The organism is Pseudomonas sp. NPDC089534 (assembly GCF_044749305.1).
In the GTDB taxonomy this organism is placed as follows: Bacteria; Pseudomonadota; Gammaproteobacteria; order Pseudomonadales; family Pseudomonadaceae; genus Aquipseudomonas; species Aquipseudomonas ekonensis.
The window spans coordinates 26,503-43,362 of record NZ_JBIVHR010000054.1 but is presented as its reverse complement, the minus strand read 5'-3'; the positions used below and the strand labels follow the sequence as shown (position 1 = coordinate 43,362).

At 65.8% G+C, this 16,860-nt stretch carries 13 protein-coding genes and 1 pseudogene; 7 read left to right on the top strand and 7 right to left on the bottom strand.

Going from position 1 to position 16,860, the window contains the following annotated elements:
- Positions 1–54: 54 nt before the first annotated feature.
- From ACIP0B_RS17475 to ACIP0B_RS17465, 3 genes and pseudogenes are all read left to right on the top strand, one after another.
- Positions 55–183, top strand: a pseudogene (locus ACIP0B_RS17475) (HU family DNA-binding protein); the annotation flags it as partial.
- Positions 184–414: 231 nt separating this feature from the next.
- Positions 415–2,286 carry a SurA N-terminal domain-containing protein gene (locus tag ACIP0B_RS17470; RefSeq protein ID WP_400834196.1) on the top strand — a complete coding sequence of 624 codons (1,872 nt, stop codon included), beginning with the start codon at positions 415–417 and terminating at the stop codon, positions 2,284–2,286.
- Between the two features lie 226 nt (positions 2,287–2,512).
- Complete coding sequence (locus ACIP0B_RS17465; protein WP_400834193.1) at positions 2,513–3,382, top strand: DUF2242 domain-containing protein; 870 nt, start codon at positions 2,513–2,515, stop codon at positions 3,380–3,382.
- 284 nt (positions 3,383–3,666) lie between these two features.
- Here the strand turns inward: ACIP0B_RS17465 and ACIP0B_RS17460 are convergent, their stop codons facing one another.
- The gene (locus ACIP0B_RS17460) at positions 3,667–4,707 is read right to left on the bottom strand and encodes an AraC family transcriptional regulator (RefSeq protein WP_400834190.1); all 1,041 of its coding nucleotides are present in this window, start codon (positions 4,705–4,707) and stop codon (positions 3,667–3,669) included.
- Between the two features lie 2 nt (positions 4,708–4,709).
- Positions 4,710–5,840, bottom strand: coding sequence for a carbon-nitrogen hydrolase family protein (locus ACIP0B_RS17455; RefSeq protein ID WP_400834187.1), 1,131 nt, complete (start codon positions 5,838–5,840; stop codon positions 4,710–4,712).
- 206 nt (positions 5,841–6,046) lie between these two features.
- Here ACIP0B_RS17455 and ACIP0B_RS17450 point away from each other — a divergent pair, with 206 nt between their 5' ends.
- A complete protein-coding gene (locus tag ACIP0B_RS17450; RefSeq protein ID WP_400834184.1) occupies positions 6,047–8,086 on the top strand; it encodes an FAD-dependent oxidoreductase in 2,040 nt (679 codons plus the stop codon).
- Between the two features lie 246 nt (positions 8,087–8,332).
- Positions 8,333–9,256, top strand: a complete 924-nt coding sequence (locus ACIP0B_RS17445) for a 1-aminocyclopropane-1-carboxylate deaminase/D-cysteine desulfhydrase (RefSeq protein WP_400834181.1) — start codon at positions 8,333–8,335, stop codon at positions 9,254–9,256.
- Between the two features lie 33 nt (positions 9,257–9,289).
- Here the strand turns inward: ACIP0B_RS17445 and ACIP0B_RS17440 are convergent, their stop codons facing one another.
- From ACIP0B_RS17440 to ACIP0B_RS17430, 3 genes are all read right to left on the bottom strand, one after another.
- A complete protein-coding gene (locus ACIP0B_RS17440) occupies positions 9,290–9,838 on the bottom strand; it encodes a cytochrome b (RefSeq protein ID WP_400834178.1) in 549 nt (182 codons plus the stop codon).
- A gap of 192 nt (positions 9,839–10,030) precedes the next feature.
- Positions 10,031–10,858: a phosphonoacetaldehyde hydrolase gene (phnX, locus tag ACIP0B_RS17435; protein WP_400834175.1), complete on the bottom strand. Its 828-nt coding sequence runs from the start codon at positions 10,856–10,858 to the stop codon at positions 10,031–10,033.
- Positions 10,859–10,922: 64 nt separating this feature from the next.
- Complete coding sequence (locus tag ACIP0B_RS17430) at positions 10,923–12,032, bottom strand: 2-aminoethylphosphonate--pyruvate transaminase (protein WP_400834172.1); 1,110 nt, start codon at positions 12,030–12,032, stop codon at positions 10,923–10,925.
- 112 nt (positions 12,033–12,144) lie between these two features.
- Here ACIP0B_RS17430 and ACIP0B_RS17425 point away from each other — a divergent pair, with 112 nt between their 5' ends.
- A complete protein-coding gene (locus tag ACIP0B_RS17425; RefSeq protein ID WP_400834169.1) occupies positions 12,145–13,002 on the top strand; it encodes a LysR substrate-binding domain-containing protein in 858 nt (285 codons plus the stop codon).
- A gap of 27 nt (positions 13,003–13,029) precedes the next feature.
- Here ACIP0B_RS17425 and ACIP0B_RS17420 read toward each other — a convergent pair whose 3' ends face one another.
- The gene (locus tag ACIP0B_RS17420) at positions 13,030–14,430 is read right to left on the bottom strand and encodes a type VI secretion system Vgr family protein (RefSeq protein ID WP_400834166.1); all 1,401 of its coding nucleotides are present in this window, start codon (positions 14,428–14,430) and stop codon (positions 13,030–13,032) included.
- A 220-nt stretch (positions 14,431–14,650) separates the two neighbouring features.
- Between ACIP0B_RS17420 and ACIP0B_RS17415 the strand changes: the two genes are divergently transcribed.
- Complete coding sequence (locus tag ACIP0B_RS17415; RefSeq protein WP_085630602.1) at positions 14,651–15,355, top strand: YebC/PmpR family DNA-binding transcriptional regulator; 705 nt, start codon at positions 14,651–14,653, stop codon at positions 15,353–15,355.
- 45 nt (positions 15,356–15,400) lie between these two features.
- On the opposite strand, the gene ACIP0B_RS17410 is transcribed toward ACIP0B_RS17415, so the two are convergent.
- Positions 15,401–16,714, bottom strand: coding sequence for a leucine-rich repeat-containing protein kinase family protein (locus ACIP0B_RS17410; RefSeq protein ID WP_400834163.1), 1,314 nt, complete (start codon positions 16,712–16,714; stop codon positions 15,401–15,403).
- Positions 16,715–16,860: the final 146 nt, after the last annotated feature.

The following is a 16,860-nucleotide window of genomic DNA, read 5'->3' as shown; positions in this document are numbered from 1 at the left end:
CCATCTTCACCCTGATCGTCACCCAGTTGTTCAACCTGCTGCTGATCGGCCCGCTCTTTCTCCGTGACCGATCGTCCGGCTCGCGTTGGCCGTAACCCACAGACCGGCAAGACGCTGCAGATCGCAGCTGCTAAAAAGCCAGGTTTCAAAGCCGGTAAAGCCCTGAAAGAAGCTGTCAACTGAGTTCGACTCAGGTTTTTACCCATCCGGGTCGGGGTCATGCCTGACTTGGCAGCGGGGCGGTAGGGCAGGCGAGCCGAAGCATTGCCTGCCACGCCGGGATCGAGGGTTCGAGCCCTGTCCGCTCCGCCAGTTTCGAGAAGGCGCATCCTCGGATGCGCCTTTCTTCTATCCGGATTCTACCCACGCTCCACGGTTGCCATAATCTGAAGTTCAACCGTTTCTGGGGGACGCATGCTGCAGAATATCAGGGACAATTCACAAGGCTGGATTGCCAAGACCATTATCGGAGTCATCGTCGTACTGATGGCTCTGACCGGTTTCGACGCCATTTTCAAGGCCGCCACTCACAACAATCAGGCGGCCAAGGTCAATGGCGAAGAAATCAGCCAGAACGAGCTGAGCCAGGCCGTTGACATGCAACGCCGTCAGCTGATGCAACAGCTGGGCAAGGATTTCGACGCTTCCCTGCTCGATGAGAAAATGCTGCGCGAGTCGGCCCTCAAGGGCCTGATCGACCGCAAGCTGCTGCTGCAAGGCGCTGAACAGTCGAAGTTCGCGTTCTCGGAAGCCGCGCTGGATCAGGTGATCCTGCAGACGCCCGAGTTCCAGGTGGACGGCAAGTTCAGTTCCGAGCGCTTCGACCAGGTGATCCGTCAGTTGGGTTACAGCCGCATGCAGTTCCGCCAGATGCTGGCCCAGGAAATGCTGATCGGCCAACTGCGCGCCGGTGTCGCCGGCAGCGGCTTCGTCACCGATGCCCAGGTGCTGGCGTTCGCCCGCCTGGAGAAGCAGACCCGCGATTTCGCGGCGCTGAACGTCAAGGCCGACCCGGCAGCCGTCAAGCTGACCGATGATGAGGTCAAGGCTTACTACGACGAGCACGCCAAGGAATTCATGACCCCGGATCAGGTGGTCATCGATTACCTCGAACTGAAGAAGGCGTCGTTCTTCGACCAGGTCGCCGTCAAGGACGAAGACCTGCAGGCGGCCTATCAGAAAGAGATCGCCAACCTGTCGGAACAGCGTCGTGCGGCGCACATCCTGATCGAAGTCAACGGCAAGACCACCGAGGCCCAGGCCAAGGCGAAGATCGAAGACATCCAGGCCCGCCTGGCCAAGGGCGAGAAGTTCGAAGCGCTGGCCAAGGAGTTCTCGCAGGATCCGGGTTCGGCCAACAACGGCGGCGACCTGGGTTATGCCGGTCCCGGCGTCTACGACCCGGCGTTCGAAAAGGCCCTGTATTCGCTGGCCAAGGATCAGGTGTCCGCACCGGTTCGCACCGACTTCGGTTTCCACCTGATCAAGCTGCTGGGCGTCGAGGCGCCGGAAGTCCCGACGCTGACGAGCCTGAAGGACAAGCTGACCCGCGAGCTCAAGGCCCAGCAGGTCGAGCAGCGTTTCGTCGAGGCGACCAAGCAACTGGAAGACTCCTCGTTCGAGTCCTCCGACCTGGCCCAGCCGGCGCAGGACCTGAAGCTGACCGTGCACACCTCCAAGCCGTTCGGTCGTGAGGGTGGCGAAGGCGTTGCCGCCAACCGTGCCGTGGTGACGGCCGCGTTCAGCACCGAAGTGCTGGATGACGGCGCCAACAGCACCGCCATCGAGCTGGATCCGGAAACCGTGATCGTGCTGCGCGCCAAAGAGCACCTCAAGCCTGCTCAACTGCCGCTGGAAAGCGTGGCCGCGGCCATCCGCACCCAGTTGGCCAAGGAGCATGCCAGCGCTGCCGCCAAGACCCGCGCCGATCAGTTGATCGCCAGCCTGCGCGACGGCAAGGCGCCGCTCGACAAGGCAGTGGACGGTCAGAGCTGGAAAGTGACCGAAGCGGCCACCCGCGCTCAGGAAGGTGTGGATCCGGCGGTGCTGCAAGCGCTGTTCCGCATGCCGAAGCCGGCTGCCAAGGACAAGCCGACCTTCAGCAGCATCACCCTGCCTGATGGCGGCGTGACCATCGTGCGCCTGAACGGGGTGAACGAAGCCGCTGCGCCGACTGAAGAAGAGAAGGCGCAGTACCGTCGCTTCCTCGCTTCGCGTGAAGGCCAGCAAGACTTCGCGGCCTACCGCAAGCAGCTCGAAAGCCAGGCGGACATCACGCGCTACTGATGTTCGGTTGAGCGAAAAACGCCAGGCCCCGGATGAAAATCCGGGGCCTTTTCGTTTCCGGCGGACGGCGGATGACAGTTCTTTCATCGAACGTTTGTCGGTGCGACTTTTTCCCGCCATCCATGACCGGTACAGTTGTAACCGAATCAAGACACTAATCCATGCGCCGCGGGGTGGCGATCTGATGCACAATACGCCCCGGACCGTTTTTCCCTCAGGATGTTCAATGTTGAATTCAATACCCGTGCGTTTCTTCGGGTTGGCGCTGTTGCTGACCGCCGCTGCCGGCTGCTCCAAGGACAAGCCCGTTTACGAGCATGAGAACTTCGACGACTCAGGCACGTTCTCGCGCAACTATCCGGTGAGCGACACCGCCAGTTGCGAAGCGGCGCGCCGTGCGTTGCTCAGCCAGGGCTACATCATCACCAGCAGCGACCCGAAACTGGTCAGCGGCCACAAGAGTTTCCAGCAGACCGGCGAGAGCCACCTGGAAATCAGCTTCAACGTCGTGTGCGCCGAAGACAGCAGCGTCGGCCATCATGCGACGGTGTTCGCCAACGCCCTGCAGGACCGCTACGCGCTGAAGAAGACCAACAACTCCGCCAGCCTCGGTGTGGGCGTGCTGGGTTCGGTGTCGATGCCGATCGGCTCGTCGGACGACTCGATGGTGAAGGTGGCCAGCGAAACCGTGTCGTCGCAGAAGTTCTACGAGCGTTTCTTCACGCTGGTCGAGCTGTTCCTGCCGGCGGACGCCAAGAAGGCGGCGCACATCACCGAGAAGCCGAAGACCGACCTCGGTGTGCCTGAGGCCAAGGCAGCGCCGGCGGCAGAGGCCGTGCCGGCAGCGGCAGCGGCGCCTGCAGTGCAGGCTGCCCCGGCCCCCGCCGAAGCGACGCCAGCACCGGCCGAGGCGACGCCCGTCAGTGCTCAGCCTGTGACCCCGGCGGTCGAACCGGCACCGGCCACTCCGGCCGCCCCGGCGCCGGCAGCGGCGGAGCCTGCATCCACCACGGAAGCCATCACGCCGCCGGCCAACCCGGCCGATCTGGCGCCACCGTCCGAGCCGATTTCGGCGCTGCCCGCCACCGGCCAGTGATACGTGCAGGAGCGGGCTGGCCCGCTCCTGCGACGGCGTTGCAAAAACCGCGATAAATTCCCCGTTGGCTGCTACGTTTGTTTCATGAAGGCGGTGTTTCATTTTTCCTTCATGCGGGCACTTTATGCTCGGCGCACGGGTCTGTTCTTCAGACCTTTTTTCAGCAGGTGGGGATCGCACGATGGATGACTATCAGGAAGAGCTGCTCGAGTCTCAGGCCTTTGAGCTGGACTCGCCGGAACCGGCCGAAGACGCCACCGAGCTCTGAGGCGTCTGCCGGCGCTTCAGGCCGTCTTCCGGTGACTGCGGCGGAACTCTCCGGGCGTCTGGCCGGTCCAGCGCTTGAAGGCACGCTGGAACGCCTCGGCTGAGGCAAAGCCCAGCAGGTAGGCGATTTCCCCGAACGCCAGTTCGGTGTCGCGGATGTAGGTCATGGCCAGGTCGCGGCGGGTGTCGTTGAGAATGGCGCGAAACTGCGTGCCTTCCTCGGCAAGCTTGCGGCGCAAGGTCCAGGTCGGCAGCTTCAGGCGTGCCGCCACTTCTTCGAGGTCGGGTTCCCGGCCGCCATTGAGCAACGGCCCCAGCAGTTGCGTGATGCGTTCACGCAGGCTGCGGGTGCGGGTCAACTGCTCCAACTCCCTTTCACACAATTGCAGCAGGTGCCGCCAGGTGCTCGGGCAGTGTTCCGGATTGCGCCGGGCGAGGCTGTCCAGGCTCAGGCGCAGCTGATTCTGCTGGGCGCCGAACTGGATCGGGCAGTCGCCGAACTGCGAGTAGGCTTCACGGTATTCCGGTGCGTCGAACTCGATCTCGATCCGCTCCGCACGCAGCGGTTCGGGGCTGACGCTGGACAGTTGCTGCAGCCAGCCGGCGATGATCGAGTCCACCACGAAGCGGTTGTAGGCGTTGTACGGGCTGATCGAGTAGAAGCGCAGCCAGGCGCCGTCGGTGTCTTCGTGGAAACTCGACTGGCCGCGGTAGTTGGAGCCGTACAGCGCTTCGAAGCGGATCAGGCAGCGGGCGGCCTCGCGCACGGTCGGGGCCTGGGCCGCGGTGACACCGGCCAGGCCGGCCTGGCTGAGCCGGCTGAGCCGTCCCATGCGCAGGCCGAGCGCCGCATCGCCGGTCAACTGGATGGCCCCGTGGCCCAGCCGCATGTAGCGCGGAATCGACAAGCGTGCGCCGGCCTCGGCGAGGCGGGCGGGATCCAGGCCGTACTGTTCGAGCAGGGGCTGCGGATCGACGCCATGGCTGCGCATGGCGTCGGCCAGGCTGTGGACGAAGCCCACCGACAGATCCCCGAGGCGCATCGGCTGCGGCTTCATGGCTACAGCCAGAGATTGAGCAGGCGCGCGCCCCGGGCGTCGCCGTCGGTGAACTGTTGGCCGTTGCTGCTCAGGAAGCTTTGGCCGGTGGCCGGCTTGTCCCAGAACTGACCGCGCAGGAACACGCTCATGCCGGCCACCGCGCGGCTGCCGGGCGATTGTGCGGTCAGCGTCAGCCGGTGCCAGGCCTGGCCTTCGCTGACTTCGCCGGGCTTGAGCGCCACCGAGGCCGGCGCGTCCGGCCCCTGATAGCCGCGCCAAGGCAGATCCCAGGCGCCGTGGCCGACGACAAAGGCGGGCACCGCCACCAGTTGCGTACCTTGTTCGTCGAGTCTGCGGTAGTTGTCCGGATACCAGCTGTCGTTGCCGATCAGCACCCCGAGGCGGCCGGCGGGGGTGTCGACCACATTGACCGGTGACGGGGCCTGCGAGGCCGCGGTTTCGTTCTGGTCGAAGATCGGGCGCCGCTGCCGCTGGGGCTGGCCGAGCGGTGCGCCGTCGCGGCCGAACACCACGCTGCTGTTGTACAGCGCGCCGCTGCCGGCCTTGAGCTGACCGTCGATGACGCTGGGCTCCGGCAGCACGATCGAACCGGCCACCAGGGTGATGCGGAATTCCTTGGCCAGGCCGCCGAACAGGGCCTGGTAATCCTTGGCCATGGCCCTGGACTTCATGCGCAGGTGGGCGTCGTCCAGCCGGCTGTCGCCCCGGGCGCTGAGCCAGGCGCGGGCGAACTGCAAGGGATTGCTCGCCGCCAGCCAGTTCATGGCCTCGGCGAGGGTGGCGGCCTGGTACAGCTCGTCCTTCTCGCCGCTGATCATCAGCCAGGTGCCGACATGCTCGGGCAGCACCACCACGGTCTTCTCATTGAGCAGGCCGCGGTCCTGGGCCTGTTGCAGATAAGCGGCCAGCTTGCGGTGCAGGCGTTCGGTGCTCTGATAGTCGGTGGGGAACAGCTCCGGCTGGATCCCCAGCAGGTTGCCGCGGTCGGCGGGCGTGCCCTGATCGACCGCCAGGCGGATGCGCAGGTCCGACAGGTAATGGCCCATCGGGCGGTCGGCGGTCCACATCGCGTACCAGGCGATGGCGGCGACGATGGCCATGGAAAAGGTCAGGTACAGAAGTTTGCGCATGAAGACCAACGACAGCCGGGTACTGAGTAGACGACTAGGGTAGGGCGCCTGCCGGCGCTTGCCAAGGACCGCTGCGCATTTGGATCAATAACTTGTCAGTTACGGTCATTGAGTGACAGGGATGCGACTCTTAGTCTGTCGAGCATGACTGACGGGGGACGCAGAGCTCCCGCACTTTTCCGTGATCGCTCGCTGTGGAGTTACCGATGACCGCCGCTCACTATCCGCACCTGCTGGCCCCGCTGGACCTGGGATTCACCACGTTGCGCAACCGCACCCTCATGGGCTCGATGCACACCGGCCTTGAAGAGAAGCCGGGCGGCTTCGAGCGCATGGCCGCGTACTTCGCCGAACGTGCCCGTGGCGGCGTGGGCCTGATGGTCACCGGCGGCATCGGCCCGAACGACGAGGGCGGGGTGTACTCCGGCGCAGCCAAGCTGACCACCGAGGAAGAGGCGCTCAAGCACCGCATCGTCACCCGCGCCGTGCACGAGGCGGGCGGCAAGATCTGCATGCAGATCCTCCATGCCGGCCGTTACGCCTACAGCCCGAAGCAGGTCGCGCCGAGCGCGATCCAGGCGCCGATCAACCCGTTCAAGCCCAAGGAGCTGGACGAGGAAGGCATCGAGAAGCAGATCCGCGATTTCGTCACCTGCTCGGTGCTGGCCCAGACCGCCGAATACGACGGCGTGGAAATCATGGGTTCCGAAGGCTACTTCATCAACCAGTTCCTGGCGGCCCACACCAACCACCGCACCGACCGCTGGGGCGGCAGCTACGAGAACCGCATGCGCCTGCCGGTGGAGATCGTGCGCCGGGTGCGTGAGGCGGTCGGCCCGAACTTCATCATCATCTTCCGCCTGTCGATGCTCGACCTGGTCGAGGGCGGCAGCACCTGGGAAGAGATCGTTATGCTGGCCAAGGCCATCGAGCAGGCCGGCGCGACCATCATCAACACCGGCATCGGCTGGCACGAGGCGCGGATCCCGACCATCGCCACCAAGGTGCCGCGCGCCGCGTTCAGTAAGGTCACGGCCAAGCTGCGCGGTTCGGTGAGCATTCCGCTGATCACCACCAACCGCATCAACACCCCGGAAGTCGCCGAGCAGATCCTGGCCGAGGGCGACGCCGACATGGTGTCGATGGCGCGTCCGTTCCTGGCCGACCCGGACTTCGTCAACAAGGCCGCCGAAGGCCGTGCCGACGAGATCAATACCTGCATCGGCTGCAACCAGGCGTGCCTGGATCACACCTTCGGCGGCAAGCTCACCAGTTGCCTGGTCAACCCGCGCGCCTGCCACGAAACCGAGCTCAACTATCTGCCGGTGCAGCAGCTCAAGAAAATCGCCGTGGTCGGCGCGGGGCCTGCCGGGCTGTCGGCCGCCACCGTGGCCGCTGAGCGCGGGCATCAGGTGACGCTGTTCGATTCGGCCAGTGAGATCGGCGGCCAGTTCAACGTCGCCAAGCGTGTGCCGGGCAAGGAAGAGTTCTACGAGACCCTGCGCTACTTCAAGCGCAAGCTGCAGACCACCCATGTCGAGCTGTGCCTGAACACCCGCGTCGATGTGGCGCAACTGGTGGACGGCGGCTACGACGAGATCATCCTGGCCACCGGCATTGCGCCGCGGGTGCCGGCGATTCCGGGCGTCGACAACGGCAAGGTGCTGAGCTACCTGGATGTGCTGCTTGAGCGCAAGCCGGTCGGCAAGCGCGTCGCGGTGATCGGCGCCGGCGGCATCGGTTTCGACGTGTCGGAATTCCTTGTGCACGAGGGCGTGGCCACCAGCCAGGACCGTGCCGCGTTCTGGAAGGAGTGGGGCATCGATGCGCACCTGGAGGCCCGCGGCGGCGTAGCCGGGGTCAAGGCCGCGCCCCATGCGCCGGCGCGCGAAGTGTTCCTGCTGCAGCGCAAGAAGTCCAAGGTCGGCGACGGCCTGGGCAAGACCACCGGCTGGATTCACCGCACCGGTCTGAAGAACAAGCGGGTGCAGATGCTCAACAGCGTCGAATACCTGAAGATCGACGACGAAGGCCTGCACATCCGCATCGGCGAAACCGGCGAGCCGCAGGTGCTGGCGGTGGACAACGTGGTGATCTGCGCGGGCCAGGATCCGCTGCGCGAGCTGCACGACGGTCTGTTGGCGGCGGGGCAGAACGTGCACCTGATCGGCGGCGCCGATGTGGCGGCGGAGCTGGACGCCAAGCGGGCGATCAACCAGGGTTCGCGCCTGGCGGCCGAGATCTGACCGACGCGGCGCTGTTCTTGTGGGAGCGAGCCTGCTCGCGATAGCGGTCTGAGGGTCAGCGCAAGGGTTGACCGGGCTGGCGCCATCGCCAGCAGGCTGGCTCCCACAGGGATCCCGGGTGAATGCAGCCGCTGTGTTCACCGCAAGGCCTTGCGGGCTTGTCCGCGAAGGCGTCAGCAGGACGCCGCGCGGCAGGATCCAGACAGTTGCTTTAAGATGCCGGCTCTTCCTCCGGAACCGGCACCGATGTTTCTTCCCCCCTCCGACTGGCTCGCCCAGGCCCCGCTCGAAAGGCTTCGGCTCGACTGGCTCGACCGCGCCGGCATCGAGGCGGCAGTCCTGCGCCTGGACCGGATCGATCCGCTGATCAGCGGCAACAAGTGGTTCAAGCTCATCGAACACCTCAAGGCCGCCGACCATGCCGGCGCCGAAGGCATCATCAGCCTCGGCGGTGCCCATTCCAATCATCTGCATGCCTTGGCCGCCGCAGGCAAGCGCCTGGGGTTCGCCACGGTCGGCCTGCTGCGCGGGCATCCGCAGGACACGCCCACCGTGACCGATCTGCAAGCCTTCGGCATGCAGCTGCACTGGCTCGGCTACGGCGGTTACCGGGCCCGGCATGAGCCGGGGTTCTGGCAGCCTTGGCGGGCGCAGTATCCGACGCTGCATCCGGTGCCGGAGGGCGGCGGGGGACTGGCAGGTGCACGGGGCTGTGCCGCGCTCAAGGATCAGGTCGATGCGCAATTGGCTTCGCTGGGGTGGGACGGCCATGACGGTTGGTGGCTGGCCTGCGGCACCGGCACCACGTTGGCGGGGCTGGTGCTGGCGGAGGCGGGCGACAGGCCGGTGCATGGCGCGCTGGCGGTGCCGGACGACCACGGCGTGGCGCAGCAGGTCGAGGCGATCGTCCGGGAGGCCGGGCTGGACGGCCCCGCCTATGAACTGATCGATGCCAGCCGAGGCGGGTTCGCCAAGGTCGATCCGGCCTTGCTGGCGTTCATCGAACAGACGGAGCAGGCCTGCGGCGTTCCGCTGGAACCGCTGTACACCGGCAAGGCGTTGTTCGCGCTCAGGCAATCCGTTGAGGAAGGCCGGTTTCCCGCCGGTGCGCGGCTGGTGTTCGTCCACACCGGCGGATTGCAGGGGCGCAGGGGATTGGCGGTGCGCTGAGCGCTTTCGAACGAAGCCGTCGCCCGGCGGCGATCAGCCGCGCTTGGGCATCATCCGCAGCAGCGTGTTGTCGCCCACCACATAGTGGTGATAGAGCCCCGCCAGCGCATGCAGGCCGATCAGCCCGTAGCCGATGTTGCCGATCAGCACATGCCAGTGCTCCACCTGCTTGGCGAACGTCTTGTCTTCGTGCACCAGCAGCGGCAGGTCGAAGCCGTAGAACATCACTTGATGGCCCTCGGCGCTGGTGATCAGCCAGCCGAGGATCGGCATGGCGATCATGAACAGGTACAGCGCCCAGTGCATCAGCCGGGCGAGGGCGGTCTGCCATTGCGGCGATGCCGGAAAGATCTTCGGCGCCGGGCCCAGGCTGCGGGCCAGCAGGCGGAACCACACCAGCACGAACACGGTCAGGCCGAGCATGTAATGCACTTCGCGGATCAGTGTGCGTCCACCGCTGCCCTTGGGAAAGAAGCCGCGCAACTCCATGCTGGCGTACACCAGCACCAACAGCACCAGCATCAACCAATGCAACAGGACTGATACAGTGCTGTAGCGTGATTCGGAACTTGTCCAGGGCATACGGTGTTTCCTCACGGATCAGGGTCGAAACGTACCGTTCTTGAGCGACGGCCTGCTTTAACTGTAATCCCCTTTAGATGGATTTGCCTGAACATGAAAACGCTTTCACTGAGCTGAATCAGGGGGTTGCCCAAAAAAAACCGCCGATGTCACGGGGACACCGGCGGTTTTTGCCTGCGCAGCGCGGCGGGATCAGTTGCCCTGCGGCATCTCGCCGTTGGCCAGACGCCGGTTGATGTCGGCGATCACGGGCGGCAGGTCGCTGATGGTGTCGATCAGGTAGTGCGGGCGCGAACCCTCGAACAGGGCGTGGATGCGCTTGCGCTCGCCGGCCAGCGTGTCGCTGTCCAGGGCGCGGAAGCCTGCGTAGTCCAGCCCCAATGCGTTGCCGGAGCAGGTCAGCGCCACGGTCCACATCCCGGCGCGGCGGCCTTCGAGGATGCCCGGCACGGTGTCGTCGATCTTCACGCAGGCGGCGACGTCGTCGATGCCCAGCGCAATCACGTTGGCCAGGGCCTGGGCCGGCCACGGACGGCCGTTGGGCACCTCGTCGGTGGCCACCACATGGTCGGCGACGTAGCCGTTGGCGGCGGCCAGGGCCACGACCTTGTCCATCACCTGCTTCGGATAACCGGAGCAGGAGCCGATCCGGATCCCTTGCCCGCGCAGGTGGGCGATGGTCTCCAGCGCGCCGGGAATCAGGGCCGAATGTTCGGCGATCTTCTCGATCTGCAACGGCATGAAGCGGTTGTAGATGGCCGTCACGTCGTCGTCGGTCGGGGTGCGGCCGAACGCTTTGCGATAGCGCTCGGCGACCTGCGGCATATCGCACAGGGTGCGGATGTGATCCCACTTGCCCATGCCCATCGGCCCGCGGGCCTCTTCGATGGAGACCTGGACGTCGAACTCGGCGAAGGCCTCGACGAAGATCTGGGTGGGGGCGAAGGAGCCGAAGTCGACCACGGTGCCGGCCCAGTCGAGGATGGCGGCTTGCAGGCGGGTGGGGGCGGTGTAATTCATGCTGGGAATCCTGTGTGGGCGATGCGGTTCAAAGGCAGGAGCAGGCTCGCTCGTTCGGTGTGGTTCAGATGTCGAAGACTTCCATTTCGCGCAGCGCCTCGCCCACGGCGGCGACGGCCTCGCGCATCTGCGCCGGGCTGACGTGGCCGATGCAGCCGACGCGGAACGTCTCGACCTGGGTCAGCTTGCCGGGATAGAGGATGTAGCCCTTGGCCTTGACCCGTTCGTAGAACGCCTTGAACTGATAGCGCGGATCCTTCGGCGCATGGAAGGTGGCGATGATCGGCGCCTGGATCGCGGCGGGCAGGAAGCTGCGCAGGCCCAGCCCGGCCATCCCGTCCAGCAGCGCCCGGCAGTTGGCGGCGTAACGCGCATGACGCGCCGGCAGGCCGCCTTCTTCGTTGTATTGCAGCAGGGCTTCGTGCAGCGCCGCGACCACATGGGTCGGTGGGGTGAAGCGCCACTGGCCGGTCTTCATCATGTAAGCGTGCTGGTCGGCCAGATCCATCGCCAGGGAGTGGCAATTGCCGGCGGCAGCGGCCAGGGATTCCTTGCGGACGAACACGAACCCCATCCCCGGCACGCCTTCCAGGCATTTGCCGGAGGCGGCGATCAGCGCGTCGAACGGCACCTGCTGCGCGTCCACCGGCAAGGCGCCGAACGAGCTCATGGCATCGACGATCAGGCGCTTGCCGTGCCGGTGCACGACGTCGGCGATGTCCGCGAGCGGGTTGAGGATGCCGGTGCTGGTTTCGCAGTGGATCAGCGCCACGTGGGTGATGTCCCCGTCGGCGCGCAGCAGGCGGTCGACGTCGTCGGCGGTGGTCGGTTCGTCTTCGGCGGTCTCGAAGGTGCTGAACGGACGGCCGAGGACTTCGCAGATCTTCGCCAGACGCTTGCCGTAGGCGCCGTTGATCAGCACGAGCACCTTGCCGTCGCGGGGCACCAGCGTGCCGATGGCGGCTTCGACGGCGAACGTGCCGCTGCCTTGCAGGGGTACGCAGTGGTGCGTGGCGGCGCCGTTGACGATGGCCAGCAGTTGTTCGCAGAGGCTGGCGGTCAACCGGTTGAAGCCCTCGTCCCAGGAACCCCAGTCGACCAGCAGGGCCTGGCGGGTGCGGGCCGAGGTGGTCAACGGGCCTGGGGTGAGCAGGATCGGGGCGGCAGTACTCATGGAATGTCCTCGCGGCGGTGCTGTGGGGTGACGCTACGGGGCATACGTTGCAATTCGGCTGATCATCAATCAAATTGTTTGTTGTTATCCGAATCATCAGTGAGAGTTATTCATGAACCTGTTCCAGCTCCGCGCCTTCGACGCCGTGGCCCGGGAAGGCAGCTTCACCCGGGCCGCCGCACGGTTGTTCATCAGTCAGCCGGCGGTCACCGGGCATATCAAGGCGCTGGAGGAGCACTACCAGATCACCCTGTTGCGCCGAACCGCACGGCGGGTCGAGCTGACCGAAGAGGGCACCCGGCTGGCGGCGATCACCCGGGCCATGTTCAGCCTCGCGGAAGAGGCGCAGGTGATGCTGGAGGCCAACCGGCAATTGCTCACCGGACGCCTGGAAGTGGCGGCGGACGGCCCGCACCTGGTCATGCCGATGCTCGCCAGGCTGCGCGAGCGGTATCCGGGGATCACGGTGAACCTGCGCCTGGGCAACGCCCAGGAAACCCTGGCCGCCTTGCTGTCCGAACATGCCGACGTGGCGGTGCTGACCGAGGTCGAGCCGCGAAGGGGCCTGCACCTGCAGGCGCTGAGCGAGTCGCGGATCTGCGCGTTGGTGCCGGCCGGCCACCCCTGGGCAGGGGGCGCCGAGGTGGCGCTCACGGCGTTGGATCAAGTCATCATGGTGCTGCGCGAACCGGGCTCGATCACCCGGCGTACCTTCGACGGGGCCTGTGCACAGGCTTCGGTCCGTCCGCGGGTGCTGCTGGAACTGGACAGCCGCGAGGCGGTGACCGAAGCGGTGGCGGCGGATCTGGGGGTCGGCGTGGTGTCATCGGTGGAGCTCAGCCATGACCCGCGGGTGGCGGCGGTCCCGATCGCCGGAGAGGGACTGGCGAACCGGCACATGATCGGCTGCCTGGAGCGACGGCGGGAGCTGCGCCTGATTCAGGCCTTTCTGGGGCTTGCGCCTGTCTGAGCGACGGCATCCGTTCCCGCGTCGGGCTCAGGAAGGTTCGGCGCGGTTGAGCAGCCAGTCCAGCAACCGCTCATCGGCCGGAGCCGGCGGCTCGCAGGGCAAGGGCCGTTGGCCGGCCTCCAGAAACAGAATCGGCCGGTCCGGATCGCTGTCGAGGAAATTCACCCAGACCTGGCTACCGGCGCGGGGCAGGTGCTCGCGGGCGATCCGCTCATGGGCCCCGGCCGAGGCGATCGGCAGCCACAGGGTTTCGGTTCCGTCACCCTGGGGCTGCGAGGGCCACAGGCGGACGGCCATGCGGCCCTGGTCGTCCAGTTGCGCCGGCCCTGCGGACAGGCCGACGACCTGGGCCGGCTGATACCCCGGTATCTGCGGGCGGGCCTGCTTCTGGGGCGGGCGGTACTCGGTCGACCAGGGCAGCGCGGTGAAGTCGTTGTGATAGCGATGGGGCATGGGCGTGGGCTGCAGAATCGAAGGCTGTTGGCCCTGATGGCGCAATTCGGTGATCAGCCACTGTTCGTTGAACGTGTTGATCGGGTGATCCGCCACTTGCAGCAGGTGGCCGCTGCGCAGTTCGGTCGCATTGCTGCGGCCCTGGGCGCAACGGTAGCGGCAGCGCTGGCGCTGCAGGCGACGCCGGCTGCGTTGGTCGGCATGGACCGCTTCCGGTGAACGATTGTCCGCCGTGACGGGCAGGGACGGCACCGTTTGGTTGGCGGCGTCGTCGGCAGGGCTGTCCTGACCCCGGTGAGGGGCGGATTGCGGCATCGGCGGGCCCACCGCGTCATGGCGTTGGAACAGGGCGCCAATGGCCGGAGCCGGGGCATCGGCCTGTGCGTTGAACGCCACGGTCACCGGCGTCTGCGGCAGGCTCAGGCTGTCGTCGGCGAACACGGCGACATGGCCGTCGCGCCGGTGTTCGAAGTGAAAGTGAATGCCTTCTTCCTCGCACAGGCGCCGCAGCAGCGCCAGGTCGGTTTCCTCGTACTGGATGCAGAACGGGCGCGGCGGATACTGCCCCGTTGTCATCGCCATCCGGTAACCGTCTGCCGACAGGTGATGCTCCACCAGCAGTTGTTCGATGATCGCCGGTACGCTGCGGTTCACGAACACCCGGCGACGGGCCGTTTGATCGAGCCTCTGCAGGTTCGGCACCAGCACCAGCCGATAGGCCTTCTGATGGAGGGTCTGATGCTCGCAGCCGACGCTGTGAATGACGCCGTGGATTCCGTGATCGTCCCTGAGCCGCAGAAAGGCTGGCTGATGCAGCAGTGCGGCGGGTGTCAGGGCCGGGGCCAGGCCGAGGGCTTCAACCTCGAAACGGTAGGGCTGGTTCAGCGCCTCCCGGCCGCTGAACCGCAGCACCGGCAGCGTCAGGGCGCCATCGGCCAGTGTCAGGGTGAAGGGACTTTCCTTGTCGTTGTGCATGGGGGCGATTCTGTCGGGCGATACGGGCATGAAAGGGTACGAAACCGCAGCGCCGAATGGACATGACAAACCGGCTTTTCCGAATCGCCCTACAAGCAATGGTGAAGATGTCGATTCCGCCGATGGATTTTTTGGTCGATTGCCGACTTTAGGCCGTATAAACTTGGCCCCCTGCGTCGGCCAATAGATGTCTCGGCGCCACAGATCAAGAGAGTGAGTAATGGGCGCACAGTGGAAGGTTAAACACAAAGAAGCGGCAGCCAACGCCAAGGGCAAGATCTTCGGCAAACTGGTGAAGGAAATCACCATCGCTGCCCGCAACGGTGCCGATACCGCCACCAACGCACACCTGCGTCTGGTGGTCGAACAGGCCAAGAAAGCCTCGATGCCCAAGGAGACCCTGGATCGCGCCATCAAGAAGGGCGCGGGCCTGCTGGGCGAAACCGTGCAGTACCATCGCGTGACCTACGAGGGGTTCGCCCCGCACCAGGTGCCGCTGATCGTCGAGTGCGTCACCGACAACGTCAACCGCACCGTCGCGGAGATCCGCGTGGCGTTCCGCAAGGGCCAGCTCGGTGCTTCCGGCTCGGTCTCGTGGGACTTCAACCATGTCGGCATGATCGAAGCGTCGCCGGACACCCCGGACGCCGATCCGGAAATGGCCGCCATCGAAGCCGGTGCCCAGGATTTCGAGCCGGGTGAAGAGGGCGCGACCCTGTTCCTGACCGATCCGACCGACCTCGACGCCGTGCAGAAGGCCCTGCCGGAGCAAGGCTTCACCGTGCTGTCGGCCAAGCTGGGCTATCAGCCGAAGAACCCGGTCAGCGGCCTGAGCGCCGAACAGATGGCCGAAGTCGAAGCGTTCCTGGAAGGCCTCGACAACCACGACGACGTGCAGGACATGTTCGTCGGCCTGGCCGGCTGATCAGCCGGCGGCGAGGGAGCTGGCTCCCTCGCCGCAGGGCAAGTGTCACAGCTTGCCCAGCAGCGCCGTCACTTCGCTGAAGCCTGGCCGCGACAGCACGTCCGGTTGGCAGCAGCGCTGCTCCAGCGCCTGGAGCGCCACGCGCCGTTCATCGCTCAACCCTGAGTCGATCCGTTCCAGCAACTCACCCAGCAAGATCCCGAACGCCCGCACTTCGATGCGTTGCAGCGCGCGGGTCTCCAGGTTGTCCTCGGTGGCATGGAACGATGCCGCACCGAAGTCCCCCAGCAGGCAATCGCCCTGATCGTTCAACAGGATGTTGTGCCCATAGAGGTCACCGTGGGTGATCCCGTGTGCGTGCAGGTGTTCCGCCGCCGACGCAACGCCGCAGGCGATGCGCAAGGCGACGTCGGCAGGGAAGCGGCAGTCGTCGGCATACACGTCCCGCGAGCAGGACGCCAGGCTCGGCAACGCGGCCAGGTTGCGGTAGCTCGGATCGATCAGTTGCATCACCAGCCCTTGCGAGCCGTCCGGATGGTGGCCGATGCGCCCTTCGACGCAGATCAGGTTCGGGTGCAGGCCGGCGGTGATGCAGGCGTTCATTTCATGCAGCGGCGAGCCGTCGCTGGTCATTTCGCCTTTGTAGAGCTTGACCGCCACAGGCGTGTCCGGCTGCCCGTCGCGCAGCCAACCCGCCCGGACAATCACCCCCGAAGCCCCTTCGCCGAGCTTGTGTTCAAGCCGCAGCGCCGACCACTCGATCACCGGCGTTGCCTCCAGGGCGGCCGAATCCGCCTCGGTCTCCAGCGGATTGCCGGCATAGGCCAGCCAGGTCAGGGCCGGCAGGGTCAGCAGCCATTGCGGCAGCTCGGTGAAGCGGTTGGCGGCGATGCGGATCAGTTCCAGCCGATGGCAGGCCTGCATGGACGGCGGCAGGTGTGTCAGGCGGTTGCCGGCCAGCAATAGTTTTTGCAGGTAGGGCCGCTCGCCCAGTTCGTTGGGCAGGGATTCGATGCGGTTGTCGGTGAGGATCAGCCAGCGCAGCTTCGGCGGCAACGCCGCGCCCGGCACATGGGTGATGCGGTTGGCCTTGAAGCCGACCATCGACAGCGTTTCGCAGCGGCCGATGCAGGCCGGCAACTCGGTGAAGTGGTTGTCGGAGCAGAACAGGATCCGCAGGCGGTGCAGGCGGTGCAGGTCGTCCGGCAGGCTGCTCAAGGCGTTGCCGCTGAGGTTGAGCACTTCAAGGCTGTCCGCCAGCTCGAAGATTTCGCGGGGGAATTCGGTCAGGCCTTCGGAAAGGTCCAGCCGGGTGATGCCCGACAGCTGGCCGGCGCGTAATTGAGCAAGGGTGTGCATGAACGGATCCGCTTTTGAAGAAAGGGCGCGCGGGCGCCTGAGGTGGGCGACATGATAACGGCAGATCGGGTTCGGCGCAGTCTTTGCGGCCCAGGCGGTTCCCTGCGGGAGCCAGCCTGCTGGCGATGGCGCCCTGTCTGGCGCAT

Bases quoted from the DNA above. Each gene is read 5' to 3' on its own strand.
- ACIP0B_RS17470 (WP_400834196.1), top strand. From the start codon at position 415: ATGCTGCAGAATATCAGGGACAATTCACAAGGCTGGATTGCCAAGACC.
- ACIP0B_RS17465 (WP_400834193.1), top strand. From the start codon at position 2,513: ATGTTGAATTCAATACCCGTGCGTTTCTTCGGGTTGGCGCTGTTGCTG.
- ACIP0B_RS17460 (WP_400834190.1), bottom strand. From the start codon at position 4,707: ATGAAGCCGCAGCCGATGCGCCTCGGGGATCTGTCGGTGGGCTTCGTC.
- ACIP0B_RS17455 (WP_400834187.1), bottom strand. From the start codon at position 5,840: ATGCGCAAACTTCTGTACCTGACCTTTTCCATGGCCATCGTCGCCGCC.
- ACIP0B_RS17450 (WP_400834184.1), top strand. From the start codon at position 6,047: ATGACCGCCGCTCACTATCCGCACCTGCTGGCCCCGCTGGACCTGGGA.
- ACIP0B_RS17445 (WP_400834181.1), top strand. From the start codon at position 8,333: ATGTTTCTTCCCCCCTCCGACTGGCTCGCCCAGGCCCCGCTCGAAAGG.
- ACIP0B_RS17440 (WP_400834178.1), bottom strand. From the start codon at position 9,838: ATGCCCTGGACAAGTTCCGAATCACGCTACAGCACTGTATCAGTCCTG.
- phnX (WP_400834175.1), bottom strand. From the start codon at position 10,858: ATGAATTACACCGCCCCCACCCGCCTGCAAGCCGCCATCCTCGACTGG.
- ACIP0B_RS17430 (WP_400834172.1), bottom strand. From the start codon at position 12,032: ATGAGTACTGCCGCCCCGATCCTGCTCACCCCAGGCCCGTTGACCACC.
- ACIP0B_RS17425 (WP_400834169.1), top strand. From the start codon at position 12,145: ATGAACCTGTTCCAGCTCCGCGCCTTCGACGCCGTGGCCCGGGAAGGC.
- ACIP0B_RS17420 (WP_400834166.1), bottom strand. From the start codon at position 14,430: ATGCACAACGACAAGGAAAGTCCCTTCACCCTGACACTGGCCGATGGC.
- ACIP0B_RS17415 (WP_085630602.1), top strand. From the start codon at position 14,651: ATGGGCGCACAGTGGAAGGTTAAACACAAAGAAGCGGCAGCCAACGCC.
- ACIP0B_RS17410 (WP_400834163.1), bottom strand. From the start codon at position 16,714: ATGCACACCCTTGCTCAATTACGCGCCGGCCAGCTGTCGGGCATCACC.